The 24,147-nt window shown below is 73.2% G+C and carries 19 protein-coding genes; 7 read left to right on the top strand and 12 right to left on the bottom strand.

The features are described 5' to 3' along the window. Window positions 1–24: 24 nt before the first annotated feature. The 3 genes from DJ476_RS19250 to DJ476_RS19240 all read right to left on the bottom strand — a co-directional run bounded on the left by DJ476_RS19250 (window position 25) and on the right by DJ476_RS19240 (window position 3,147). On the bottom strand, window positions 25–666 hold the full coding sequence (locus DJ476_RS19250) for a PadR family transcriptional regulator (RefSeq protein ID WP_103418008.1): 642 nt from the start codon (window positions 664–666) through the stop codon (window positions 25–27). 83 nt (window positions 667–749) lie between these two features. Next, the gene (locus DJ476_RS19245; protein WP_112491136.1) at window positions 750–2,207 is read right to left on the bottom strand and encodes an aldehyde dehydrogenase family protein; all 1,458 of its coding nucleotides are present in this window, start codon (window positions 2,205–2,207) and stop codon (window positions 750–752) included. Window positions 2,208–2,265: 58 nt separating this feature from the next. Beyond that, entirely contained in the window at window positions 2,266–3,147 is an 882-nt protein-coding gene (locus DJ476_RS19240) for a helix-turn-helix domain-containing protein (protein ID WP_206304466.1), read from the bottom strand. A 350-nt stretch (window positions 3,148–3,497) separates the two neighbouring features. On the opposite strand from DJ476_RS19240, the gene DJ476_RS19235 reads away from it, so the two are divergent. After that, a complete protein-coding gene (locus DJ476_RS19235; RefSeq protein WP_070204474.1) occupies window positions 3,498–4,004 on the top strand; it encodes an ATP-binding protein in 507 nt (168 codons plus the stop codon). Window positions 4,005–4,103: 99 nt separating this feature from the next. Here DJ476_RS19235 and DJ476_RS19230 read toward each other — a convergent pair whose 3' ends face one another. Beyond that, the gene (locus tag DJ476_RS19230) at window positions 4,104–4,346 is read right to left on the bottom strand and encodes a DUF397 domain-containing protein (RefSeq protein ID WP_019762059.1); all 243 of its coding nucleotides are present in this window, start codon (window positions 4,344–4,346) and stop codon (window positions 4,104–4,106) included. 255 nt (window positions 4,347–4,601) lie between these two features. Between DJ476_RS19230 and DJ476_RS19225 the strand changes: the two genes are divergently transcribed. Beyond that, entirely contained in the window at window positions 4,602–5,150 is a 549-nt protein-coding gene (locus DJ476_RS19225; protein ID WP_112491134.1) for a hypothetical protein, read from the top strand. Between the two features lie 99 nt (window positions 5,151–5,249). Here the strand turns inward: DJ476_RS19225 and DJ476_RS19220 are convergent, their stop codons facing one another. Beyond that, a complete protein-coding gene (locus DJ476_RS19220; RefSeq protein WP_103418004.1) occupies window positions 5,250–7,376 on the bottom strand; it encodes an FUSC family protein in 2,127 nt (708 codons plus the stop codon). 36 nt (window positions 7,377–7,412) lie between these two features. Then, on the bottom strand, window positions 7,413–8,642 hold the full coding sequence (locus DJ476_RS19215; RefSeq protein ID WP_112491133.1) for a DUF2786 domain-containing protein: 1,230 nt from the start codon (window positions 8,640–8,642) through the stop codon (window positions 7,413–7,415). A 204-nt stretch (window positions 8,643–8,846) separates the two neighbouring features. On the opposite strand from DJ476_RS19215, the gene DJ476_RS19210 reads away from it, so the two are divergent. Beyond that, window positions 8,847–10,520, top strand: a complete 1,674-nt coding sequence (locus DJ476_RS19210) for a bifunctional 3'-5' exonuclease/DNA polymerase (protein ID WP_103418002.1) — start codon at window positions 8,847–8,849, stop codon at window positions 10,518–10,520. 63 nt (window positions 10,521–10,583) lie between these two features. On the opposite strand, the gene DJ476_RS19205 is transcribed toward DJ476_RS19210, so the two are convergent. The 4 genes from DJ476_RS19205 to DJ476_RS19190 form a co-directional block, all read right to left on the bottom strand. Beyond that, window positions 10,584–11,492: a hypothetical protein gene (locus tag DJ476_RS19205; protein ID WP_103418001.1), complete on the bottom strand. Its 909-nt coding sequence runs from the start codon at window positions 11,490–11,492 to the stop codon at window positions 10,584–10,586. Between the two features lie 178 nt (window positions 11,493–11,670). Then, a complete protein-coding gene (locus tag DJ476_RS19200) occupies window positions 11,671–12,180 on the bottom strand; it encodes a SigE family RNA polymerase sigma factor (RefSeq protein ID WP_070204467.1) in 510 nt (169 codons plus the stop codon). A 183-nt stretch (window positions 12,181–12,363) separates the two neighbouring features. Then, on the bottom strand, window positions 12,364–13,224 hold the full coding sequence (locus tag DJ476_RS19195) for a dioxygenase family protein (RefSeq protein ID WP_103418000.1): 861 nt from the start codon (window positions 13,222–13,224) through the stop codon (window positions 12,364–12,366). Between the two features lie 238 nt (window positions 13,225–13,462). Then, window positions 13,463–14,845, bottom strand: coding sequence for a carbohydrate-binding protein (locus DJ476_RS19190; RefSeq protein WP_112491132.1), 1,383 nt, complete (start codon window positions 14,843–14,845; stop codon window positions 13,463–13,465). Between the two features lie 225 nt (window positions 14,846–15,070). On the opposite strand from DJ476_RS19190, the gene DJ476_RS19185 reads away from it, so the two are divergent. The 4 genes from DJ476_RS19185 (at window position 15,071) to DJ476_RS19170 (ending at window position 18,317) form a co-directional block, all read left to right on the top strand. After that, the gene (locus DJ476_RS19185; RefSeq protein WP_112491131.1) at window positions 15,071–15,754 is read left to right on the top strand and encodes a phosphotransferase; all 684 of its coding nucleotides are present in this window, start codon (window positions 15,071–15,073) and stop codon (window positions 15,752–15,754) included. 154 nt (window positions 15,755–15,908) lie between these two features. After that, complete coding sequence (locus tag DJ476_RS19180) at window positions 15,909–16,856, top strand: ABC transporter ATP-binding protein (protein WP_112491130.1); 948 nt, start codon at window positions 15,909–15,911, stop codon at window positions 16,854–16,856. After that, the gene (locus tag DJ476_RS19175) at window positions 16,853–17,839 is read left to right on the top strand and encodes an ABC transporter permease subunit (protein ID WP_112491129.1); all 987 of its coding nucleotides are present in this window, start codon (window positions 16,853–16,855) and stop codon (window positions 17,837–17,839) included. The genes DJ476_RS19180 and DJ476_RS19175 overlap by 4 nt, the downstream gene beginning before the upstream one ends. 46 nt (window positions 17,840–17,885) lie before the next feature. Continuing rightward, window positions 17,886–18,317 (top strand): GntR family transcriptional regulator, encoded by a 432-nt coding sequence (locus tag DJ476_RS19170; RefSeq protein WP_112491128.1) that lies wholly within the window; start codon window positions 17,886–17,888, stop codon window positions 18,315–18,317. A gap of 78 nt (window positions 18,318–18,395) precedes the next feature. On the opposite strand, the gene DJ476_RS35680 is transcribed toward DJ476_RS19170, so the two are convergent. Continuing rightward, the gene (locus tag DJ476_RS35680) at window positions 18,396–20,882 is read right to left on the bottom strand and encodes a serine/threonine protein kinase (protein WP_318294742.1); all 2,487 of its coding nucleotides are present in this window, start codon (window positions 20,880–20,882) and stop codon (window positions 18,396–18,398) included. A gap of 273 nt (window positions 20,883–21,155) precedes the next feature. Beyond that, window positions 21,156–24,140 carry a hypothetical protein gene (locus DJ476_RS19160; RefSeq protein WP_112491127.1) on the bottom strand — a complete coding sequence of 995 codons (2,985 nt, stop codon included), beginning with the start codon at window positions 24,138–24,140 and terminating at the stop codon, window positions 21,156–21,158. Window positions 24,141–24,147 lie beyond the last annotated feature (7 nt).

Here is a 24,147-nt window from a genome sequence, read left to right as displayed (position 1 = left end):
GTCCGGCCCATTCGTCAAACTTGATTAGCTGTCGTCCCCGGGGTCCGGGACCCCCGTCGCGTACGGGTTCTCCTCGCCCTCGGCCAGCACCCCGACGAACGGGTCGCCCTCGCCCGCGAAGGTGTACGCGCCGCCCTCGATCCGCTCGATCAGCCCCCGGGTCCACTCCGCGCCCGCGTCGGCCGAGTGCACCCACAGGTTCATGATCTCGCCGATGTGGCCGAGGGATTCGGGGCCCTCCTCGGGCGTGTAGTACTCGGTGACCGAGTCCCGCCACTCCTTGATGCCCTCCACCCGCTCCTTGAGCAGCGCGACCGCCTCGTCGCGGGGCAGGTCGACGATGAACCCGATCGCCGCCGAGAGGACGTCGAGGTTCTGGTCGTACGAGCGGATCGCGTCACGCAGGAGGGTGCGGTACTCCGCGAGCCCCTCCTCGGTGACCTCGTACTCGGTGCGCGGCGGGCCACCGGCGGTGGAGGGGGCCGTCTCGTGCGCGAGGAGCAGTCCCTGCTTCGCCATCTGCTTCAGGGCGTGGTAGATCGAGCCGGGCTTGGCGTTGGACCACTCGTGGGCGCCCCAGTACTCCAGGTCGTTGCGGACCTGGTAGCCGTGCGCGCGGCCGTGCATCCGCACAGCGCCGAGGACCAGCAGCCGGATCGCGGACATGGCGCCCACCCCTTCCTATTCAACTTTGACTAGGGTAGCCCGGGCGGCCGGAAGGGGGGATCCGCCGGGGCCCCGGGGGCAGCTCAGAAGGGGAAGACCGCGCGGCCGTGCTGGATCGACAGCCACTTCAGCGTCGTGAACGCCTCCACAACCGCCTCACCGTTCAGCCGCCCCATACCGGACGTCTTCTCGCCGCCGAACGCCACCAACGGGTCGTCCTGGACGGTGGAGTCGTTGACGTGGAACATCCCGCTGACGATCCGCTGCGCGAACCGCACCCCGCGCTCCGCGTCGCCCGTGTGCACGGCACCGCTCAGCCCGTAGGGGCTGTCGTTGACGATCCGTACGGCGTCGTCCTCGCCGTCGAACGTCATCAGCAGGGCCACCGGGCCGAGGATCTCCTGCCCGGGCAGCGGGGAGTTCTCCGGGAGGTCGGTGAGGACGGTCGGCTCCACGACGTTGCCGCGGGTCCGCCCCCGGACGAGCGCGGTGGCTCCGTCCGCGACGGCCCGGTCGACCAGGGCGGTCAGGGCGTCGGCGGTCAGGGCGTCGACGACCGGGCCGATCCGGGTCTCCGGGTCCCGCGGGTCGCCGGACTTCAGGGCGGCCACGGCGGCGGTGAAACGGGCGGTGAACTCCTCGGCCACCGCGCGGTCCACCAGGATGCGGTTGGCCGCCATGCTGATCTGGCCCTGGTAGAGGAAGCGGCTGAAGACCGCCGCCCGGACCGCGTAGTCGATGTCGGCGTCCTCCAGCACCACCAGGGCGCTGTTGCCGCTCAGTTCGAGGATGGTCCGCTTGAGGTGTCCGGCGGCGGTGCCGGCTATGTGGCGGCCGACCCGGTCGGAGCCGCTGAACGAGATCAGCTTGGGGACGGGGTGCTCGATGAACGTGTCACCGATCTCGGCGCTGTCGGTGATCAGGACGTTGAGCAGTCCGGCCGGCAGCCCGGCGTCCTCGAAGATCTTCGCGATCAGCCCGCCGCCCACGACGGGCGCGCTCTGGTGGGGCTTCACGACGACCGCGTTGCCGAGCCCGAGCGCGGGCGCGACCGACTTCATCGTCACCAGGAAAGGGAAGTTGAAGGCGCTGATCACACCTATGACGCCGACGGGGAGCCGGTAGAGGCGGTTCTCCCGGCCGTCGGAGACCGCGGGCAGCAGCCGACCGGTGGGGCGCAGCGACTGCCGGATCGCCTCGCGCAGCACCTCCGTCGCGCTGCGGACCTCGTAGGCGGCGCGCAGCCGGGTGCCGCCCAGCTCGTCGATGATCGCCTCGACGATCTCCTCGGTGCGCTCCCCGACGATGCGCAGGGCCCGCTCCAGGACGGCCCGCCGCTCGTACGGATTGGTGGCGGCCCACTCCTGCTGCGCCCGCTCGGCCGCCCGGTAGGCCTGGTCGACCTCCAGCGCGGTCGCCACGGTGATGGCCGCGAGCTTCTCGCCGTTGTAGGGATTGAAATCGATGATGTCCCATGAGCCGCTGCCCGTGCGCCACTCGCCATCGATGTACTGGTGGGCCAGTTCATGGAAGAAGGACATGCAATCCCTTACTGCAGGCGTTCGCAGACTCCTGATGTGACGTCATCGTAACGAGAAATCACGTCAGTTGGAGGAGTCCGCGCAGGAGATCGCGGCTCTCCTCGGGCCCGGGGCTGTCCTTGCGCAGGCACCCCATGGCCTTTTCGTACTGCGCGACTTCCTCGGGCTTGTCCAGATAGAGCGCACTTGTCAGCTGCTCCAAATAGACAATGTCCGACAGATCGGATTCCGGGAATCGGAGCAGCGTGAACGAACCGCTCTCGCCCGCATGCCCTCCGTAACTGAAGGGCATCACTTGGAGCGTGATGTTCGGTTGCTCCGACATATCGATCAGATGCCGCAATTGGGCGCGCATCACGTCGCGTTCGCCGTACGGGCGGCGAAGCGCGGCCTCGTCCAGCACGGCGTGGAAGACCGGCGCGCGCTCGGAGACGAGGACCTTCTGGCGCTCCAGGCGCAGCGCGACCCGGCGCTCGATGTCGGCCTCCGACGCTCCGCGCATGCCGCGGGAGACGACGGCATGGGCATAGGCCTCGGTCTGCAACAGACCGTGCACGAACTGGACTTCGTAGATACGGATGAGGGAGGCCGCTCCCTCCAGACCCACATAGGTCTGGAACCAGCCGGGCAGCGCATTGCCGTAACTGTGCCACCAGCCCGCCACATTGGCCTCGCGGGCCAGACCGAGGAGCGCATCGCGCTCCGCGACGTCCGCGACACCGTAGAGCGTGAGCAGATCCTCGACGTCCCTGGCCTTGAAGCTCACCCGTCCCAACTCCATGCGGCTGATCTTCGATTCGGAGGCCCGGATGGAGTAGCCGGCCGCCTCACGGGTGATACCGCGCGACTCCCGCAGCCTTCTGAGCTGAGAGCCCAGCAGGATGCGCCGCACCACTGATCCACTCGACTCGCCTGCCGACACTGGCCCAACCCTCCCCATCGCCTACCGGGCACTCGGGGCGCCCCCAGAACCCCTCGACCCCGAAGCCAAGGATTCTGCCACCAAAACGCTTCAGCCCGTACTCATTCGATTACGGAAATGGGAAGACGTCCGGAAAGCTCCGAAACTGCCCGACGGAAGAAATACCCCGGAATCACCACGCTACCGGGCAGGTCCGGCGCGTGCACGTGCATCTGCCCTTGCATCTGCTGTGCGCATTGGGAAGCATGACCCCTGCGCACCTGCGTGCTCGTGTTGTGCCGCTGTACCCCCCGCAGTACCGCTGACAGGCAGTGCCGCTACAGCCGCGAATCCCGGGAGTGCCTCGTATGGGGACGAATGGATCGACGATGCTCGAGCCGTTACGGCAGGGGCTTCCCCCGACCGACCCCTCAGGGGTCGCCGGCTCGGCCTCCTGCGCTCTGCCCGCCCGCTACGAAGCGGTCGGCGGAGCACGGCAGTTCACCAGGTCCACCCTGGACCGGTGGGAGCTGAGCGACCGCTTCGACGACGTCGCCCTCGTGGTGTCCGAACTCGTCACCAACGCCCTGCGCCACGCGCTGCCGAGCGACCCGCCCCGGGAGTTCCAGGACCCGCCGGTGCGGCTCCATCTGATGCGCTGGAGCTCGCGGCTGGTCTGCGCGGTGCGCGATCCCAGCCGGGAGAGCCCAGTGGCGGGCGAGGCGGCGGATTCGGCCGAATCGGGCCGTGGGCTGTTCCTGGTGGAGTGCGTCAGCGACAGCTGGGGGTGGCACCCCTCGCCCGCGCCGGCCGGTGAATTCCCGTCGGTGCCGCTGTACGGCAAGGTCGTCTGGGCCCTGTTCCGGCTCTCGGACTGCGCGAAGAACGGGATGTGAGGGGCCCTTCGGGGCCCCGGGCCGCCGGAGCGGTTCGGCCTCCGGACGTGGGAGCAGGTCGGCCTCCGGAGCGGTTCGGTGTACGACCGCCGGAACGTTTCAGCCGCCGGTCGCCAGGTGGTCGAACTCGCCATCCTTGACGCCGAGCAGCAGCGCCTCGATCTCGGCCGGTGTATAGACGAGCGCGGGCCCGTCGGGATGGCGTGAGTTCCGCATCGCCACATCCCCTCCGGGCAGTTTCGCGAACTCCACACAAGATCCCTGGGAGTTGCTGTGCCTGCTCTTCTGCCAGACGACTCCGTGAAGCTCTGTGGCCGCCATGCCGTTGTACACGTGGTGCACAGGACGCTCCCCGAGTTGCAAGGTGCAAGTGTCAACTAGATCGGATCATAGCTCTGTTCATATGCGCATGCATGAGCAGATGCACGTGCACGCCGAGTGTTGCTTCGATTACAGGCTTTCCGCAGTGGAGGGTATCCGCCCTCGAGGAGAGACGAACAGCACGCGTATTCCGCTCCCGCTTACCGGAGTTGATGAGAAAAACCTTGGTAACGTGACGCGGTCTTTCGACCGGAAAACAGCAAGGGGGAACTCCACGTGACCAGGTTCGCAACCACCGGGGGTGTCGTGGTGGCCGCGCTCGCCGCCGCGCTGACGCTGACGGCGTGCGGCAGCGACGACGACGGGGGCAAGGGCTCGGGGCCGGACGCCGCGTCGAGCGCGAAGCCCGGCGACGGCCAGGGCTCGAAGGGCTCCGGCGTGGACGCCGCGGCGCTGGAGGGCACCTGGGTGGGGCTGACGGACGGCAAGAACGTCACCGTCTCCATCACCGCGGGCAAGGTCGCCCTCGTCGCCGACCAGGCCGTGTGCCAGGGCGACGTGAAGGACATGGGCGAGGTGATGCTCGCGCTGAAGTGCACCGGCGGCTCCACCGACCGCACGATGGGCACGATCGAGTCCAACGACGGCAGGAAGCTGGTCCTGTCGTGGGACGGCGGGGTGAAGGACACCCTGTCCAAGGCCGAACAGGGCAAGCTGCCGACGGACCTGCCGTCGCTGCCCTCGGACCTGCCGACGGACCTCCCGACGGGCGTGCCCTCGGATCTGCCGACGCTTCCGGAGATGCCCGAGCTGCCGTCCTCCTGAGAACGGCCCGTACGGGAGCGGTCTGTACGGGAACGGCCCGTACGGGAGCGGCCCGTACGGGAGCGGTTTCTGCGGGCGCGGCCTCCGCCGGGGCTCGGCTCAGTTCTTCGCGAGGGTGCTGCTCACCCGGGTGGAGCCGCCGCGCTCGTCCAGGGCGCGGGTGAACTCCTCCAGCGCCTCCAGGAGCAGGGCCGCGCCCCGGCGCACCACCGGGTCGCCCACCGGGGTCGTGCCGTCCTCCGTCGGGGTCGCCACGTCCCAGTGGGCGACCGCGTCCACCACCGGCTGCCAGTCGGGCAGGCGCCGCTCCCGTACCGCCTTGGCGCCCTTCTCGGTGGCCCGGCGCAGCGCCTCCGCCAGCTGGGCGGCGCCGGGCACCGGGTCGGCCGACCGGGCCGGAAGGTGGGCCTCCAGCACCATCGCGGAGCGGCCGAGCTGGGCCAGGGCGTGCTGGGCGTCGGTGGCGGCGGCCCGCGAGATGCCCCGGTGGCGTACGGGTTCGTGCTGGGCGGTCGCCAGCGCCTCCTGCCAGGCGACCCTGGCCTCCCGGGTGGCGATGAGGGCGTCCCGTACCTCCTCCAGGTCGCGGTGGGCCGGGTCGGCGTACCGGTCGACCACCGTCGCCGCGTACCGCCCGTCCGCCACCAGCCACTCGGCCAGCCGGTTGCGCAGCCGCGGGGTCTCCCAGGCCGGGTAGATCGCGTACGAGACCATCGCGAGGAGCCCGCCGACCAGCGTGAGCACGATGCGTTCGGTCACGGTCTGGGACCAGTCGTCGCCCGCCATGCCGAGCAGGAAGACGACGTAGGCGGTGACACAGACCTGGCTGACCGCGTACCCGGTGCGCATCAGCAGGTACATCAGCCCGGCGCAGACCACCGACAGCAGCGCGGAGAGCCGGGCGTCGGGGTGGGCGGTCTGCACGATCGCGGTGGCGAGGCCGACACCGACGAGGGTGCCGCCGAAGCGGGCCACGGAGCGGCCGTACGTCTGCGAGAACTCCGGGCGCATCACCATGACGGCGGTCATCGGCGCCCAGTAGCCGTGGCCGAGCGGCATCGCCTCACCGACGAAGTACCCGCACACGGCGACCACCGCGACCCGGATCGCGTGGCGCAGGATCGGGGAGCCGTGGTGCAGCTCCCGGCGGATCGCCTTGAGCACGACCGGCACGAGCCGCAGCAGGGTGGGGCGGTGGCGGGTGTCGGGGGCGAGGTGTTCGGGGAGCCCGCTGTCGGTGCCGGTACCCTCCGCGATCTCCAGGACGTCGTCGAGCAGGGCGGCGAGCCGGTCGGCGGCGCGGAGGGCGGGGCCGACGAGGATCACGTCGTTGTCGGGGGTCTTGAGGACGCCGAGGTCGGTGGCGGAGAGGTGGACGGGTTCGCCGTGCCGGACCGCCCGGGCGGCGGCGTCGAGCACGGAGCCGGCCGCGCCCAGCAGCTCGTTCACCCAGGCCCGCTCCAGGCCGTCGGCGGGGACGCCCATCGCCGGGTCGGCCAGCGAGGCGAGGACCGGGCGGAGCCGTTCCGCGATGCCCCGGGCGCCCTGCAGCTCGACGGGGCGGCGGCGGGCCTGGCGCGGGGTGACGGCGGCGGCGCTGCGGGCGGTCATCAGGGGCAGCGGGTCGAAGGGGGCGACCGGGTCGTGGCGCAGCCGCCGGGCGTAGTCGGCCTCGGCGGCCAGCGCGTCAGCGAGCGCGTCGCGCTGGGCGCCCCATCTCCGTACCGGGAACAGGACGATCAGCACCGCCTGGACCACCCCGCCGGCCAGGATCATCCCGGCATGGGCGGCGGCGTCCGCCACGGAGGTGGGCAGGGTGATCGTGACCAGCATGATCGCGACGTTGGACGAGGCGATGATCCCGCCCGTCGGCCCCGCCGCCCAGGCCAGCCCGGCGAGGAAGGTCCAGGCGCCGAGCAGGCAGAGGAAGAGCACGGGGTGCGAGGCGGAGACGTATCCGACGAAGGTCGACACGGCGAGGCTGGCGCCGGAGACGAGGGCGAGCACGGGGCGCGGGCGCCAGCTGCGCTGGAAGGTGGCGATGGCCGCCTGGAAGGCGCCGAACGCCGAGCTGGCCGCGATCTCGGGCCCGAAGAGGACCAGGCTCGTGCCGACGACGAGGGCGAGCCCGGCCGCCCCGCGGAAGGCGATGAGCGGTTCGAGTCGCTGCCGCTCGATCTCCAGCCCCGAGCGGGCGGTCTCCTTCAGCGCCCGGAGCCAGCTCATGGGCCGAGCCTAGCCCGAATTACGGACAAGCCTGACTTACGCCATGATTTCGCCGCCGCCGCGTCCGTGTCCGTTACCGCCGCGTCCGCGGTGGCCCTTCCCGGGGCCGCCCATGCGGGCCCGGTCGGCGGCCTCGGTGCCGTGGTTCCAGCCGTCCAGGTCGGTGGCGCCCCGGACCCGGGTGGTGGTGGTCCGGGGGAACATCCGCTCGGTGGTCTCGGTGACGGCGACGTCCCGGGCGGCGAGGACGGGGAGCAGGACGGTGGGGGCGGCGGCGCTCTCCGGGTCGGCCCCGGTGGCCGTGGCCGCGTCCGCCGTGGCCCGTTCGGCGCTGTCCGCGAGCCGGGAGCCGAGCCGCTGGGCGTACGCCATCAGGAACGACTGCCGGAAGGTCTTGGTCCGCTTACGGCCGGAGGCGCGCTGCCCGGCCTCCGCCCGGGTCATCGCGGCCGTCCCCTGCACCAGCAGCGAGGTGAACAGCAGCTCGACGACCTCCAGGTCCGGCTCGAAGCCGACGACGGTGCTGAAGCCGAGGTCGCCGTTCCACACGGCCTGGCAGCGGTTGGCGGAGGCGACGGCGTCGAGCAGGATCGCCTTCGCGCTCTCGTACGGGGGCTCCACCCCGATCCGGCACGCCCCGGGGCTCCCGGCGCTGTGGCTGCGGGCAGCTATGAGCGCCTCGTCGATGCTGTGCCGGGCCATCAGCTCCTGCGCCTTGGCCGTCAGCGCCTCGGCCTCCTCCGGGAAGCCGGTCGCCTCCGCCTTGGCCAGCAGCGCCCGGATCCGGGTGAGCATGCGCGGCTCGTCGGCGGCGGGCGAGCGGTGGAGGTGGTCGGCGGCGGTCCCGGGGGCCGGGCCGACGGGCTCGATCGCGGGGAGCCGGAGCAGTAGCCGGAACAGCTCCAGCAGGTCGGAGGCGTAACTGAACCGGTCCGGCTTGTTGCGCGGTGCGGGCGGCCGTCCGGGCAGCTCGTCGAGCTGGGCCCGCCAGCGGGGCGGCAGCTCCCCGTACCGGGCGGTCTCGGCGGCGATCAGCGTGGCCGCCAGCACCGCCCGCCGCTCGTCCAGCTCCAGCCGGACGAACCGGACCAGGTCGGCGGGGAGCCAGCCCCGCCCCCAGGCCCGGGTCACGAACTCCTCGCCGCGCCGGTGCAGCGCGTCGTCCGCGTCCGGGGCGGCGGCGAGCAGGGAGGCCCCGGTGTCCAGGGCCGCGTCGCCCTCCGCGTACAGCGCCGCCGCGCAGGCCTGGTCGATCACCGATTCCATCCGCCCAGGGTAGGCGGCCCTCCACCGGCCACCCCGGTCCCGGTCCTGCCGCTCAGGGCGGGCGGCCCGGCTCCGGACCCGTCGCCCGCGCCGGGGGCGCCGCCCGCACTGGGGGCGGCGGCTGTGCCGGGGGCGGCGGGTCCGGGGCCCGATGGCGGGTCCGGGCTCCGGGGCGTTGTCAGTGGTGGGTGCCAGACTCGCCCCATGACCGAACGGTGGGCGGTGGCGGCCGCGGACGGGGGTGGGGACGGGGCGCTGCTCGTTCCGCTGGCGGCGGACGGCACGCCCGCCGGTCCCGTGCTGGCCGAGCCCGATCTCGTCGAGTCCGTCCGCTCCCGGCCCGGGGTGGGGCGGTGGGTCTGGCGGTCCACCGACGGGATCTACCCCCGGCTGCTCGCCGCCGGGGTCCGCGTCGAGCGGTGTTACGACATCGAGTGCGCCGAGCTGCTGCTGCTCGGGCACGCGGGGCGGCTCGGCGAGCCCCGGTCCGCGGCCGCCGCACTGGCCCGGCTGGAGAACGCGCCCGTGCCGCCGGACCCGCCCGCCCGCTCCGCCGAACCCGGCGCGCAGTCCTCCCTCTTCGAGCCCTCCTCCGGCCCCGGCGTCCCCTTCGCGGGGCTGCTGCGGGTCTACGCGGACCAGGTGCGCCGCCACGACACCGCCGAGCACCCGGACCGGATGCGGCTGCTGACCGCGTCGGAGTCGGCGGGGATGCTGGTCGCGGCCGAGATGCACCGGGCAGGGCTGCCCTGGCGGGCCGATGTCCACCGGGAGGTGCTGCACGGGCTGCTGGGCGAGCGGTACGCGGGCGGGGGCGAGCCCCGGAGGCTGGCGGAGCTGGCGGACGAGGTGTCGGCGGCCTTCGGCAGGAGGGTCCGGCCCGATCTGCCCGCCGATGTGGTGAAGGCGTTCGCGCGGGCGGGGATCGCGGTGAAGTCGACCCGGCGGTGGGAGCTGGCGGAGCTGGACCACCCGGCGGTCGAGCCGCTGATCGCGTACAAGAAGCTGTACCGGATCTGGACGGCCCACGGCTGGAGCTGGCTCCAGGACTGGGTGCGCGAGGGCCGCTTCCGCCCCGAGTACCAGCCGGGCGGCACGGTCAGCGGCCGCTGGACGACCAACGGCGGCGGGGCCCTCCAGATCCCCAAGGTCATCCGGCAGGCCGTCGTCGCCGACGAGGGGTGGCGGCTGGTCGTCGCGGACGCCGACCAGCTGGAGCCGCGGGTGCTGGCCGCGATCTCCCGCGACCGGGGCCTGATGGAGGTGGCCGGTCATGACGGCGACCTCTACAAGGCCCTCTCCGACCGGGCGTTCCACGGTGACCGCGAACACGCCAAGCTGGCGCTGCTCGGCGCGATCTACGGCCAGACGTCCGGGGACGGGCTGAAGAACCTGGCCGCCCTGCGCCGCCGCTTCCCGCTCGCCGTCGCCTACGTGGACGACGCGGCCCGGGCGGGCGAGGAGGGGCGGACGGTGCGGACCTGGCTGGGCCGCACCAGCCCGCCGGTCGCCCTGGCGGGCCAGGACGAGGAGGCGGGCATCCCCCAGGAGGGCGGCGAGCCCTCCTCCGACGGCGGCCTGGCCCGGGCCCGGGGCCGTTTCACCCGCAACTTCGTGGTCCAGGGCAGCGCCGCCGACTGGGCCCTGCTCCTGCTGGCCGGGCTGCGCCGCACCCTCCATGAGCAGGGGCTCCGCGCCGAGCTGGTCTTCTTCCAGCACGACGAGGTGATCGTGCACTGCCCGGCCGAGGAGAGCGCCGCCGTGACCGAGGCGATCCGGGCCGCCGGCGAGCAGGCCGGGCGGATCGCCTTCGGGGAGACCCCGGTGCGGTTCCCGTTCACCACGGCGGTGGCGGAGCGGTACTCCGACGCGAAGTGACGCGGGACGGGGTGGGGCAGGGTGGGGCGGAGGGCGCTCCGGCCCACGGGGTCTGCCGGAGTGTCACTTCTGCTGGAGCCTCAGCCACTCCGGGCTGGTCGCCAGCGCGGTGAGCTGCTTCATGGTCAGCGCGGGCTCCGGCCGGGTGGCGGGTGTCGACTGCGCCCCGGAGTTGAAGGCCGAGACCACCACCCGCATGCCGTCGGGCCGCATCGTGTCCGCCGTCCACCAGACGACCCCCTTGCCGCCCTTCTCGCCGGGCACCTGGGAGGTGGCGAGCAGCGTGCCGTCGGGCAGCGTCATGGCGTCCTTGTACAGCTGCTCGGCGACGTCCCGCATGTCGTGCTGCACGTTTATCTGCACGAGGCTCTTGCCCTGTCCGTCGTCGACGACGACCGAGGCGAACTCGCCCCCGCTGTCGACCTTCTCCCCGACCGTGATCCCCTGGGGCAGCAGCTTCAGGAAGGTCGGCATCAGCAGGGTGTAGTCGAGCGGGGGTGCCGGCGAGCCGACGGGCCCCCCGCTCGGCGGCTCCTGCGACCGCTCACCCGCGGGCGGTGTGACCTGCCGGGTGGGTGTCGGCTCCGGCTGGGACCGGGTGGGGGCGGGGCCCGGCTGCGTGGGGGTGGCGTCCGGCCGGGTGCTCGGGGTGCCCTCGGCGTCGGGTTCCGGTGTGCCGGCGGCGGGCGAGGCTCCGTCGGGGGCGCCCGTCAGCGTGGCCGCCACCGGCCCGCTGCCCGCCACGTCCGAACCTCCTCCGGGGCCACCGCCCAGCAGACCGGCGCCGAACGCCCCGCCTCCGCCGACGAGGGCCAGGGCGAGCACGGAGCCCGCCACCGCGGCGCCCCTGCGGCGGCGGAGCGAGCGCTGTCCCTGGGCGAGGGCTCCGTCCACCACGGCGGTGCGGGCGGTGAGGTCGAAGGTCGCTCCGGTCCGGCGGAGCTGCTCGCTGAGTTCGTCTTCAAAGGGCATGGGAAACCACCACTTCTCGTTCTGGCAAGGTACTGATTCGGCAGGTGCTGGCTTGGCAGTGCTGGCTCGGCAGCTACTGATTCGGCGGGTACTGGCTCGCCGGATGGATGTACTGGCCGGACGCGCACCCCGGGTGCGCGGCGGGCGGCAGGCAGGCGGATGGGCGCCGGGCTCCGGGTCAGTGGGCGGCGAACTCCGCGATGCTGCCACCCAGTTGGGTGCGGAGCCGCCCGAGGGCCCGCACGCAGCGGGTCCGTACGGCGGCGGGGCTGACCTGGAGCGTGCTGGCGGTCTCCTCGATGCTGCGGTCCTCCCAATACCTCAGGACCACCACCGCCCGGTCCTTGGGCGCCAGTTGGGCGAGCGCCCGGAGCAGCGTCATCCGCAGCGCCGGATCGTCGGGGTCGGCCCGCGTGGCCTCGGGCAGCTCGGCCAGCGGGCGTTCCGTGGCGGAGCGGCGGCGCCGGTGGGTGAGGAATATCCGCACGAGCACGGTCTGCGCGTATGCCGCCGGATTGTCGATCCGGCGCGTCCGCCCCCAGTGGACGTACATCCGGCTCAGTGTCTCCTGCACCAGATCCTCGGCGAGATGCACATCACCACTGGTCAGCAGACAGGCCGACCGGTAGAGATGGCTCGCCCGCGCGGCGGCGAACTCCTTGAACTCCTCGGCACGCGATGTCCTCATGCCTTCCCCCGTCCATCGTTTCCGTCCTCCGTTCCGGCCTTTCACCTCATCGACGCTCCAGGGAAGGCCAAATGTTTCAGACCGCCGACGACGAGTCCCCCGGGCATGCGAAAGCGCCCCGTTCACGCGCCGGACGGCGTGAACGGGGCGCGGGGCGGTGGTGCGCGTCCGCTGCTGCCGTCGCTACCCGCGTTCCCACAGCGCGGGGACGTTCGGCGGCTCCCAGCCCGTCATGGACTGGTGTGCCTGCCGGCAGCGGTAGGCGACCCCGCCGTAGGTGACGCGGTCTCCCGCGCGGTAGGAAGTCCCGGGCGCCCAGGTGCCGCCCGGCGGATCGGTGGGCGGATCGGTCGGGCCGGGCGTCTGGGCGACGTCCAGCACGAAGTCGAAGGTGCCCTGGCGCCCGTTGCCGACGTTGCGGACGTTCATCAGCAGCCTCGGGTCGTACAGGGCGTCGGTGTTGTTCCGCGGCTCACCCGGGAAGTACAGCTGCGTGGTGAGGACGCGGCCCCCGGGGGCCTGCGCCTTCACATGGATGTGCCGCGTACGGCCCGGGTAGAGGCCCGGCACGATGGTGGTGAGGCTGAACGAGCCGTCGGCACCGGTGAACTGGTGCCCCCGGAAGGCGTACTGCACCATGTCGTACGAGCCGTTGGTGTCGGCCTGCCAGAAGTCGAGCAGCGCCCCGGAGACCGGCCGGCAGGACCGGCCGAAGACGTAGCCGCTCACGGTGAGCGGTACGCCGGGGGTGCCCGATGTCACCAGGCTGGTGCGCCGCGGGGAGTTGGGCTTGAAGTACGGGCCCTCCATCTGCGGCGGGGTCGGGTCGTCGCCGTCGTCGCACTGCGGGGTGGGGTCCAGCAGGACGTCCCCTCCCGATGATGCGGCGTCCCGGGCGAGCGCGACGCCTCCTCCGGCGAGCAGAGGAGCCGCGCTCGCGACGATCGCGGCCTTCAGGAGACCTTTGCGGCTGATGCGCCGCCGGTCGGTGGAGGCCTCGTCGGTCCCGGAGGCGTCCGGCTCGTGGGGGGTTGCGTTGTCCATTTGTGGGGTCATGACAGTTTCCTCGGAGTCCTCGGTGCGGGGAGCGGAGAGGTTCAGGAGGTTCGGTGACGCCGGATGTCGTTTGATCTGGTGCCCCAGCCCTGGCCCCGGCCCCAGCCCCGGCCCCGGCTCGGGCGGCGGTGGGTTCCGCCGCCGCCCGAGGTCCGGAACAGAAGGCCGGAGTCAGAAGGCAGAGGGCAGGAGCAGGGGGGTCAGGAGTCTTGGCCCGGGCGGGCCGTCAGACGCGCTGCCAGAGGGCCGGGACCACGTCCGGGGTCCAGCCGGGCTGGGCCGTGTGCGCCTGGAGGCAGCGGTAGGTGGAGCCGCCGTACGTCACCGTGGAGCCGACGGCGTAGGAGGTGCCGGTCGCCCAGGTGCCGCCCGGCTGCTCGGTGGGCGGCTGGGTGGTGGGCGTGTTGGTCGGGGTCGGCTGGCCGCCGCCGCTGGTGACGAGCGTCAGCCCGTACGCCTGCAGGGCCGGGAGGAGCGGCTGGAAGTACGTCGTACCGCCGGAGCGGCAGTTGCCGGAGCCACCGGAGGTGACGCCCTGCGCCTGGCTGCCGGAGATGTACGCTCCGCCGGAGTCGCCCGGCTCGGCGCAGACGCTGGTGCGGGTCACGCCGGAGATGGTGCCCTCCGGGTAGGTGACGCTGGTGTTGAGCTGCTGGATCGTGCCGCAGTGCCAGCCGGTGGTGGAGCCGGAGCGGCAGACCGAGGCGCCGACGACGGACGGGGTGGAGCCGGCGACGGTCACATCGCCGCGGCCGTAGCCGTTGACCAGGGGCTTGGGCACCCAGTTGGCGTTGGTGGCGACCCAGGCGTAGTCACGGCCCGGGAAGGTCGAGCCCTGGAAGCTGCCCTGGGCCTGCTGGTTGACGCCGGTGGTCGTGGTGCCCACCCGGCCGCAGTGGCCGGCGGTGACGAACCCGTTCTGGGTGCCGCGCGTCACGGAGAAGCCGACGGAACAGCGGCCTCCGCCGCCCATGTAGTACGCGTCGCCGCCCCGGATGTCCGCGAGGGCGCGGGGCTGCTCGGTGGTGCGGGCGACGGTGATCAGCTGGTCGCTGACGCCCGCGGCCTTCGCGAACGCCTCGCCGGCCCGGACGTCCGTGGCGTTGACGACGACCCGGTTGGCCTCGACGTCGACGTACCAGACGGGCACGTTCTTCGGGGCCTTGCTCCGCGCCGCCTTGTCGAGGGCGTCCTTGGCCGCTTCGAGGCGGTCCAGGCTGTGGCCGACGACCTCGGCCCTGGCGCCCGCCTTCGTGATGAGCGCGGCCGCGGAGGCGTCGGTGGTGGAGACGGTGAGGTCCGCCTTGTCCCCGCTGACCCGGACCCCGGCGTAGCTGGCGCCGAGGGACTTCTCCAGGCCGGTGGCGATGGCGGCGGCGCGGTACTCGCCGGCTATCCGGGTCCTGGCCTCGTTCTCGTCGAGCCCGAGGTCGCGTTCCATGGCGGCGAGCAGTCCGGGCGAGAGGCTGTCGGCGGAGACGGCCGGGGCGGCGGAGTCCGCGGGGCCGGCGGACGCCACTCCGGTCAGTCCCGCGAGGGCGAGCGCGCCCACGGCCACCGTGGCGGTAGCGGTGGCGAGCACGCGTCTGCGGAGCTTGGTGTTCTCCACGTAACTCTCCTTGTTTCAGGGGGGTGTCCGGTCCGGAAGGGGGTTGGTCCGGACCAGGGAATTGCCGACACCGTAGCGGCGCGCGGACCGGGCACAGGAGATCCCGTTCACCCCCTCCTCCCGCGTTATGGGGCCCTTCCGGAGCGGCATACCCCCGGGGTCGCGGCCTCGCGCCGAGGGGCCGGTGTCTCCCCTTCACCGGTACGCCCGGGTAGGTTCGGCCCCATGCACACAGGGCAACTCCTGGGCTCGGGACGCACCGCCGACGTGTACGAACTCGACGGCTCCTGGGTCCTTCGCCGCTACCGCGACCGCTCCTGCACCACGGAGGAGCTGGCCGTGATGTCGTACGTCCGTGCCTTCGGGTATCCGGTGCCGCGCATCGGACCGCCCGCCGACGGGGCCCGCCCCACCGATCTGGTGCTCCAGCGGCTCTCCGGCCCGACCATGTCCGAGGCGCTGCTCGCGGGGACTCTGGGCACCGCCGAGGGGGGCGCGCTGCTCGCCCGGCTGCTGCGCGAACTGCACGCGATCCCGCCCCGCGTCTCGGCCGACCCGGGTGACTGCATCCTCCACCTCGACCTGCACCCGGCGAACGTGATGCTGACGGAGCGGGGTCCGGTGGTGATCGACTGGTCCACCGCCGCCGAGGGCCCGCCCGGCTTCGACCGGGCCATGTCGGCGCTGACCCTGGCCCGGGTGGCGCTCGACCCGGAGTTCCCGGCACCGGAGGCTCAGGCCCGTACGCTGCTGGCCTCCCTGCTGGCGGAGCTGGCCGACGACGGGGGCGCCGACGCCGCCGACCTGGCCCGCGCCCGCGCCCACCAGCAGGAGAACCCGTTCCTGACGGCCCCCGAACGCGACTGCCTGGAGGCGGCGGTGGGACTGGCGCTGAGCTGCGCGCCGTAGGAATCCGAGTCCGCGCGGACCGCGCCTGACACACCCCCTGCCCCTGCCCCCATCCCCCTGCCCCCCGGAGGCACGCCCACCTCGCACGCTTGACAGCCATTCCCTCAGAACACCATGATTCCATTAATTGACTAATGGAATCGAGGCGAGGCGCGTGGCAGACACGAGCACTTCGAGCGGGACCACGGGCAGCTGGGCACTGGAAGCCCGCGGCCTGGGCAAGCGCTACTTCGGCGACCGCTGGGCGCTGCGCGACTGCTCCTTCCGGATCCCGGCCGGGCGCATCTGCGGGCTGGTCGGCCCGAACGGGGCCGGCAAGAGCACCCTGCTCGGACTGGCGACCCGTCAGGTGCAGCCCACCACCGGCGCGTTGAGCATCTTCGGGACGCCGGTGGACAACCCCTCCGTGATGCCGAGGTTCGCCTTCCTCGGTCAGGAGAAGCCGCTCTTCAAGCGGTTCACCGTCGCCGACACCCTGCGGATGGGCGCCGAACTCAACCCCGGCTGGGACGCCTTGGCGGCCGAGCGGATCGTCCGCTCCGGCAACATCGCGATGCACACGCGGATCGGCGCGCTCTCCGGCGGCCAGCGCACCCGGGTGGCCTTCGCGCTCGCCTTCGGCAAGCGCCCCGACCTGCTGCTCCTCGACGAGCCGATGTCGGACCTCGACCCGCTGGCCCGCGACGAGATGAGCACGCTGCTGATGGCGGAGGCCGTCGAGCGCGGCACCACCGTGGTGATGTCCTCGCATCTGCTCACCGAGCTGGAGGACATGTGCGACTACCTGCTGGTGGTCGCGGAGGGCAGGATCCGGATGGCCGGTGACGCCGACGCGCTCGTCCCCGCCCACACCCTGGTGACGGGCGTGGTCCGGGACGGCCGCCTGCCGTCCGAACTCGACCGGCACACCGTGGTCGAAACCCGCGTCCAGGGACGGCAGTTCCACGCGATGATCCGGCCCAAGGGCCCGCTGCCCGCCGACTGGGAGAGCGCCGAACCCTCCCTGGAGGAGGTCCTGCTCGCCCACCTCCGCTCACCGGGCGCGCCCTCGCTCTACACCCAGGGCGCCCGCGTCGAAGCCGAAGGGAACCAGGCCGCATGAGCACCCCCACCTCCACCTCCCCCGTCGACGAGGGCCGCGCCGAACTCCGCCCCCGGCGCCGCCTGTTGCGCGGCCTCCCCTGGCTCGTCCTGCGCCAGCACCGCATCGCCCTGATCTACGTCCTCGGCCTCTCCGTGCTCGGCACGCTCGCGATCCTCTACCAGCGCCACGAGATGGCCGGGGCGCTGGACGCGGCCGGCTGGCCGGGGAAGGAGGTCCGGTACGCGGTCGAGGACACCCGGGGGTACGGCTACATCGTCGCCCTCCTCGGCGGCATCCCGCTGATCCTCGCCTTCTTCGTCGGCGCCCCGCTGATCTCGGCCGACCAGGAGAACGGCACCGCACAGCTGGTCACCACCCAGTCCGTGACCCGCCGCCAGTGGATCGTCGCCAAACTGGGCTTCGCCTACGGACTCGCACTGGTCTGCGGGGTGATGCTCTCGGCCGCGTTCACCTGGTGGTGGGAGCCGCACCGCGCCTTCTTCTCCAGCAAGTGGGTCGAGGGCACGATCTTCGACAGCACCGGCCCGGTCCTGCCCGCGCTCCTCCTCTTCACCACAGCCCTCGGCGTCACCGTCGGCGTCGTGGTGCGCCGCCTGCTGCCCGCCATGGTGGTGACGTTCCTCTTCACCGTCGTCACCCAGTTCGTCTGGGACGAGCTGCGGGTCGAGCTCGGCTCCACCCGGATGTTCACCTACCCGCTGGACAGCGAACTCCCGTCCCGCTTCGACGAGTCGTACGAGGTCGACCGCTGGGTCGGCAACGCGAAGGGCGACCTCTTCGGCTGGGGCACCTGCGCCGAGGCCACCGACGAGGCCCAGAACGCGTGCATCGCGAAGCACGGGATCATCAACAACGTCATCGAGTACCTCGACTACGACCAGATGGCGGCGATGCAGTGGACCGCGGCCGGCATCCTGCTCGCCGGTACGGCGCTCCTGACGGGGTTCGTCCTGTGGCGGGTCTCGGCCCGCCCGCTGTAGGGGCGGTGCGCATCCTCTACGTAAAGTGTCGGCAATCGAGCGGAAGGTGAAGTCCGTGGTCGTGTTCCGCATCGACCGGCGCAGCGGGGTGGCGACGTATCTCCAGATCGTCCGCCAGGTCGAGCAGGCGCTGCGCATGGGGGCCCTGGAGGAGGGCGACCGGCTGCCCACCGCCGCCCAGGTCGCCGCGGACACCAAGGTCAACCCGAACACCACGCTGAAGGCCTACCGCGAGCTGGAGCGGGCGGGCCTGGCCGAGGTGCGCCAGGGGGCGGGCACGTTCATCACCCGCTCGCTGGCCCGCCCCCAGACCGCCCCGGACTCGCCGCTCCGCGCGTCCCTGGCCGAGTGGATGGACCGGGCCAGGGCGGAGGGGCTCTCGGGCCAGGACGTCTCGGACCTGTTCCACTCGGCGTTCGGGGCGGCGTATCCGGGCGAGGCGTTCGGGACCGGGTACGCGGGGAAGCCGGAGGGCTGACCTCCCGCTTCCCCGGCGCTCACCCGACGCTCGACGCTTCCCCGGCGCTTGTCGGACCGGCTTTCCGCAGCCGGTCGGTCAGGCCCGGTTGTAGCGGTAGCCGCTGCCGTGGGCCGGGCCGACGTCGTGCAGGATGCCGGACCCGGCGACGGTGTAGAAGGAGGGATCCCCGTCGCGGCACATCCCGGTGGAGCGCGCCTTGTCCACGGTGGCGGTACCGACGTTGATGCGCTGCCCGCCGTCGGCCACGGAGGTGAGCTTCGCCGTGTACTCGCAGTGCCCCGTGCCCTGTACGTCGGCGATGAGGGTCACCGCGACCTGCCCCGGGGCCGCCCGGCGGATGACCACGGTGTGGGGCTGGAGCGCGTCGTACTGCGACGCCCGCGTCCAGGTCCCGACGAAGTGCTGCGGCACACGGTTGTCCGCGGCCGGCGGGTCGGGGTCCGTGGTGGGCGGCTTCGGCGCGGTACCGGACCCTGAGCCGGACCCGCTGCCCGACCCCGAGCCGGAACCTGTTCCAGAACCCGAGCCGGAACCCGATCCCCCGGCCCCGGAGCCGCTGCCCGATCCGCCACCGGACGCGCCGGAGCCGCTCCCGCCGGACGGGGAGGCCGCCGAGCCGTCCGCTCCGCCCGATCCGGAACCGCTGCCCCCGGAAGCGGCGGCACCCCCGGAACCGGAAGCCTCCCCGGCGCCCGCGTCACCGCCTCCGTCCCCCTTCTCCCGGCCCTTCCCGTCGCCGTCCCCCTCTTCCTCCGTCTTCTCCTTGTCCTTGCCCTTGCCGTCCTTGTCGTCCTCGCCACCGCCGGTGGGTCCCGCCGAGGGCGGGGCGGAGGCGCCGTCGCCGGCTCCGGCGGGCGCGGCAGCGTCGGTGTCACGGCCGTCAGCACCGCCGCCCGGCCGGTGCTGCAGGAAGGCGACGGTGGAGCCGGTTGCCAGTACGGCGAGGACCGCGGCCGCCACGACCCACATGCGCCGACGGCGACGCGGGGCCTTGCCCCCGGACTCCCCGGCGGAGACCACGAGAGCGGGCGGAGGCGGGACCGCCGCTTCCGGTGCCGCTTGCGCCTCTGCGGCGCCCTTCGAGCCTTCGGGGGCGCCCTTCGGACCGGGGTCGGCCTCGGATGCGCGTACGTCTTCCGCCTCGGGATCGCGTACGGGCTCCGATCCAGCGACGGCCCCGGGCTCGCTCACGGCTTCCGCCCCGGGGTCGCGTACGGGCTCCGATCCAGCGACGGCCCCCGGCTCCCGTGCAGCTTCCGCCCCCGGCTCCCGTACGGCCTCCGATCCGGGCTCGCGTACGCCCTCCGCCTCAAGCGCCCGCTCAGCCTCCGATACGGCTACGGGTACGACCCCCGCCCCATCCCCCGATACGGCCCCCGCTTCCGCCCCGACGTCAGGCCCCTCCCCAGCTCCAGCCTCCACCTCGGCCCCGCCCACCGGCTCCGGCCGCAGGTCGGCCGTAGCGACATCCGGGCGCGCCCCCGACGCTTCCACCACCCCAGCAGCCCCAGCAGCCGCGGTCCCTGCAGCCCCCGCAGTCCCGGCAGCCCCAGACGCCCCGGACACCCCCGCCCCCGCGCTCTCCGCCCTCGGCACATCCGCGTCCAGCAGCACCGCCGCCTGCCGGGCCAGCCGGGCGAGGAGCTGGGGCGGCAGCCACGCGCCGCCGCGCAGGGCGGCACCCGGGCTCTCCGACGTACCGATGTCCGCCAACAGAGCGTCCACACCGGGACGTTCGGCGGGCTTCTTCGTCAGGCAGCGGCCGATCAGCTCGCGCAGCGGGGCGTCGCCCACCCCGGTGAGGTCCGGGGCGGACTCGACGATCCGGTACATCACGGCATGCTGGTTGCTCGCCCCGTTCCCGAACGGCAGCTGGCCCGTGGCCGCGTACATCAGGACGCAGCCGAGTGCGAAGACGTCCGCCCCCGTGCCGGTCTCCTCGCCGAGGATCTGCTCGGGCGCCATGAACCCGGGCGAGCCGATGACCATCCCGGTGCTGGTCAGCAGCGACTCGACGGATACCTGGAGCGCGCGGGCGATGCCGAAGTCGATGACGCGGGGGCCGTCGACGGTGAGCAGCACGTTGGACGGCTTCAGGTCGCGGTGCACGATCCCGGCGGCGTGGATGCCGCGCAGCGCCCGCAACAGCCCCTCGGCCAGGGCGTGTACGGAGTCGGCGGGCAGTGGCCCGTGCTCCCGTACGGCCTGTTCGAGGGAGGGTCCGGGCACATAGCCGGTCGCCACCCACGGGTGGTCGGCGTCGGGATCGGCGTCCAGGACCGGGGCGGTGTAGCGCCCGCCGACGCGGCGGGCGGACTCGATCTCGCGGCGGAAGCGGGCCCGGAACTCCCCGCTGGAGATGTGCTCCTCGTGGACGACCTTGACGGCGACCGTACGGCCCCCCGCCGAACGCGCCAGATAGACACGGCCCATGCCGCCCGCGCCGAGCCGGCCGAGCAGCGGGTAGGGCCCGATCCGGTCCGGATCACCGGCCACGAGGGGGCGTATGCCCTCCATGGCCGTGTACCGCTCGTCGCCGTGCTGTTCCCTGCTGCCGCTCATGCTGACCCGATCCCCCGATGGCCCGTTCCCCCGCGGTCACCCGCGCACGGCACAGGATAGAAGCCGTGCCCGTACGAGCGTACGACCGGCCCGGTGATCACCGACCTCAACTGAGCGCCCACATCCGCCCGTTACGGACACACACCACCAGCACGGGCACGGGCACGGTCACGGTCACGGGACCAGTACCGACACCGACTCCCGGCACCAACCCCGAGGTCCAGCAACAGCGGCGGGGGCAGGGGCGACAGCGCGTCCCCACCCCCGCCCCCTTTACGCCTCGTCGCGCAACTGCGCCGCCAGGGAGGCCAGCGGCTCGCGCTCGTCGGTGTGGCCGAGGGCCGCCAGCCGGTCCACCGCCGCGTCGAGACGGGTGAGCGCGGCGGCGGGCCGCTCCAGGTAGACCCCCTCCACGATGCCCGCGAGCCGGACGCACTCCGCCCACTCACCGGCGCCGCCCGTCTCCGGCCCCGGCTCCCCGACGAGGGCGAGGGCCTTCTCCAGGGCGGCGAGGGCGTCGTCGTACTGCCCGGCATAGGCGTTGACCCGCCCGTGCTCGTAGGCCAGGGCGCTGTCCAGGGACCGGCCCACGGGCTCGAACCCGGCCGCACGGGCCTCGTCGGCGATCCGTCCGGCCGTGGCGAGATGGGCGAGGGCGGCGTCCAGCCCGTCGGGCCCCTCCTGCTGGGCCTGGAGGCGGGCGAGTTCGCGCAGGCAGTTGCTGAGCTGCTCGTGGCGCGGGGCCAGGGCGTGGGCGGCGAGCGCCCGGCCGACCGCCTCACCGGCCCGCTCGAACTCGCCGGACTCCGCCAGCAGCATCGCCGTCTCGGCGGCGATCATGGCGTGGCTGCCCGGGTCGTCCTCCCAGCCGGCCGACTCGGCGGCGAGGGTGACGAACTCCGCCGTGGCGGCCTTGAGGTCGTCCCCCGCGTGCAGCGCACGGGCCCGGACCAGCCGCAGCTGGGCCACCAGCCGGTCGTCCACCTTCCCCGCCGCCACGTCCGGTTCGGTCAGCAGCGAGTCGAGCAGCGCGATGCAGTCCTCGATCCGGCCCAGGTCGAGGCAGAGCTGGGCCGCGTTGCTGTACGCGCAGAACGCGTCCGTCCGCTTCTCCGCCCGCAGCTCCGCCTCGGCCGCCCGGGTCAGGTGGGTCAGGGCCTCGTCGGGGCGGCCGAGGTGCATGCAGGCCTCGGCGAGATCGCCGTGCAGCCGGCCGGTGTCGACCGCGTCGGCGGGCCAGGCCGCGGCCAGGCGCAGCCCCTCCGTCAGATCCGCGTACGCGGCCGACGCGTCCCGCAGACCGAGCTGGAGCCGGCCGCGCAGACCGAGGACGCGCGGCAGATGCCAGGCGGGGCCGTGCTCCGTCAGCCGCTCGCGGAGGGCGTCGGCCTCGGTGACGGCGGCCGGGAGGTCGCCGGAGAGCGCGTACGTACCGGCGCGCAGCAGCATCGCGCCGGAGACCTGCCCGTCGATGGAGTGCCGGAGGGCGAAGGTCTCCAGCAGCTCGACCTCGGCCAGGACCGGGGCGACATGCTCCTGGTCCCCCGAGGCCTGGAGGCGCAGCCCGAGCGCGGAGGCCCGCAGCCGCAGCAGCCGCCCCTCGATGTACGGAGCGAGACCGGGCGTCTCCTCGTGCAGCCGGACCAGGCCCGCGTGGGCCTCGGTCAGAGCGTCGGCCATCACCTTCCCCTCCCCGCCTTCCGAGGGAGTCTCAGCGGGGATCTCGGCGGCGGCGAGCAGCGCGCAGGCGCGGGCGAGCGCCGCGTCACCCGGCGCACCGGCGTCGTCGTACAGCCCGGCGGCCTCCTCCTGGAGATCGACGGCGACGGCGAACTCGTCCCGCTCCGCCGCTCGGTTGGCCTCGTCGGAGAGCAGGTCCGCGCAGAGCCGGACGTACGGGCCGACGGCCGGGTCGTCCGGGTGGGTGTAGCCGGGGGCGGCGACGAGGGTACGCAGCCGGGCCCAGCACGCCCGCGCGTCCGGGTGCCCCAGCTCGTCCAGTTCCCGTGCGCGCAGGATGAGTTCGGGCACGGCCTCCGGAAGGGCTTCGACGGTCCGGGGGGCGGTGGGCGCGGCCGCCGTACCGGAGCCGGTGGCCGCGTCCGTACGGGAGGCGCCCTCGGCCAGGTCGTCCAGCCCACGGCTGCGCAGGGTCAGCTCCAGCGCGTCCAGGAGCGGGGCCCGGTCGAGCCGCTCCCGGCGGTGCTCGGAGTGGAGGGTGGTGCCGTTACGGGTGTCGAAGCGGGCGGCGAGGCCCTCGCCCCGCTCCCGTACCTCGGCACGCAGCGAGGCCACGGTCCAGCCGCGCCCGGCGTACCCGGCGACGGGCAGCTCACCGTGGCCGAGGCTCTCGACCCGGCTCAGCAGCACCTCGACGCCGGTCAGGAAGTGGAGCAGGTCGAGCGGGGACTCCACCTCGTCGAACAGGTTCCGGTTCTCCGCGAGGAGTTCGACGCCCCGGCCCTCGTTGCCGGTCAGCGCGCAGAACTCCAGGTGACGCCCGACCTCACCGGCCATCCCCGGGTTGCGGCGGCAGGCGCGGTACCCGGCGAGGTGCAGCTCGCGCGCCCGGTCGGCGCGGCCGGTGCGCACCAGGGGGAGCAGGGCGTACGAGACGGAGCGGGCGGGCTCCTCCTGGCAGGACTCCTTGCCCGCCAGGACGGGCGCCCAGATCTCCAGGGCGCGTTCGTCGTCGCCCGCGTCGGCCCGGTGGAGGGCGCGCTCGCGGATCTCGCAGGCCTCGCAGTCGCTGAGCGGGGTGCGGCGGCGGGCCGCCCACAGCTCGTAGGCGAGGGTGGTGTCCTCGCCCACGTGGGCGGCGAGCTGGTAGGCCTGCCCGTAGTACGGCTGGAGGCCGAGCCCGGCCTTCTCGTACCGGTCGCGCATCTCCCCCAGCCACTGGCGCAGGCTGGTCAGCGGTATCTCGGGCAGCGCGATCAGGGCGTTGGCCACCCACTTGAACCGCCAGAAGAGCTGGTGGCGCAGGCGCTCGTCGAAGGCGTCGGGCTGCTCGTCGAAGAGGGTGAGCAGCCGGGCGAAGACGACGGGCGACTTCCGGGGGTCGGAGCCGTAGGTGTACGCCTCCTGGAGTTCGAGGAGGGCGTGGATGAGCGGTACGGGCTCGTCGAACCGCTCGGCGGCGTCGACGAGTTCCTCGGCGGTGACGGTCCTGGTCCGGCCGTAGGGACGCCGGTGGTTCTCCTGGAGGGCGTGGAGCAGCTCGTCGGTGCTCTGGGGGTGGGGTGCGTCGGTCGGCATCGTCGGC

It is taken from the genome of Streptomyces bacillaris, assembly GCF_003268675.1.
GTDB lineage: Bacteria > Actinomycetota > Actinomycetes > Streptomycetales > Streptomycetaceae > Streptomyces > Streptomyces bacillaris.
The sequence above is the reverse complement of the archived record's forward strand: the minus strand, read 5'-3'. Positions and strand labels throughout refer to the sequence as shown.

Bases quoted from the DNA above. Each gene is read 5' to 3' on its own strand.
- DJ476_RS19160 (WP_112491127.1), bottom strand. From the start codon at position 24,140: ATGCCGACCGACGCACCCCACCCCCAGAGCACCGACGAGCTGCTCCAC.
- DJ476_RS19205 (WP_103418001.1), bottom strand. From the start codon at position 11,492: ATGCCCTTTGAAGACGAACTCAGCGAGCAGCTCCGCCGGACCGGAGCG.
- DJ476_RS19250 (WP_103418008.1), bottom strand. From the start codon at position 666: ATGTCCGCGATCCGGCTGCTGGTCCTCGGCGCTGTGCGGATGCACGGC.
- DJ476_RS19195 (WP_103418000.1), bottom strand. From the start codon at position 13,224: ATGGACAACGCAACCCCCCACGAGCCGGACGCCTCCGGGACCGACGAG.
- DJ476_RS19235 (WP_070204474.1), top strand. From the start codon at position 3,498: ATGCTCGAGCCGTTACGGCAGGGGCTTCCCCCGACCGACCCCTCAGGG.
- DJ476_RS19200 (WP_070204467.1), bottom strand. From the start codon at position 12,180: ATGAGGACATCGCGTGCCGAGGAGTTCAAGGAGTTCGCCGCCGCGCGG.
- DJ476_RS19210 (WP_103418002.1), top strand. From the start codon at position 8,847: ATGACCGAACGGTGGGCGGTGGCGGCCGCGGACGGGGGTGGGGACGGG.
- DJ476_RS19175 (WP_112491129.1), top strand. From the start codon at position 16,853: ATGAGCACCCCCACCTCCACCTCCCCCGTCGACGAGGGCCGCGCCGAA.
- DJ476_RS19185 (WP_112491131.1), top strand. From the start codon at position 15,071: ATGCACACAGGGCAACTCCTGGGCTCGGGACGCACCGCCGACGTGTAC.
- DJ476_RS19220 (WP_103418004.1), bottom strand. From the start codon at position 7,376: ATGAGCTGGCTCCGGGCGCTGAAGGAGACCGCCCGCTCGGGGCTGGAG.
- DJ476_RS19215 (WP_112491133.1), bottom strand. From the start codon at position 8,642: ATGGAATCGGTGATCGACCAGGCCTGCGCGGCGGCGCTGTACGCGGAG.
- DJ476_RS35680 (WP_318294742.1), bottom strand. From the start codon at position 20,882: ATGAGCGGCAGCAGGGAACAGCACGGCGACGAGCGGTACACGGCCATG.
- DJ476_RS19240 (WP_206304466.1), bottom strand. From the start codon at position 3,147: ATGGGGAGGGTTGGGCCAGTGTCGGCAGGCGAGTCGAGTGGATCAGTG.
- DJ476_RS19245 (WP_112491136.1), bottom strand. From the start codon at position 2,207: ATGTCCTTCTTCCATGAACTGGCCCACCAGTACATCGATGGCGAGTGG.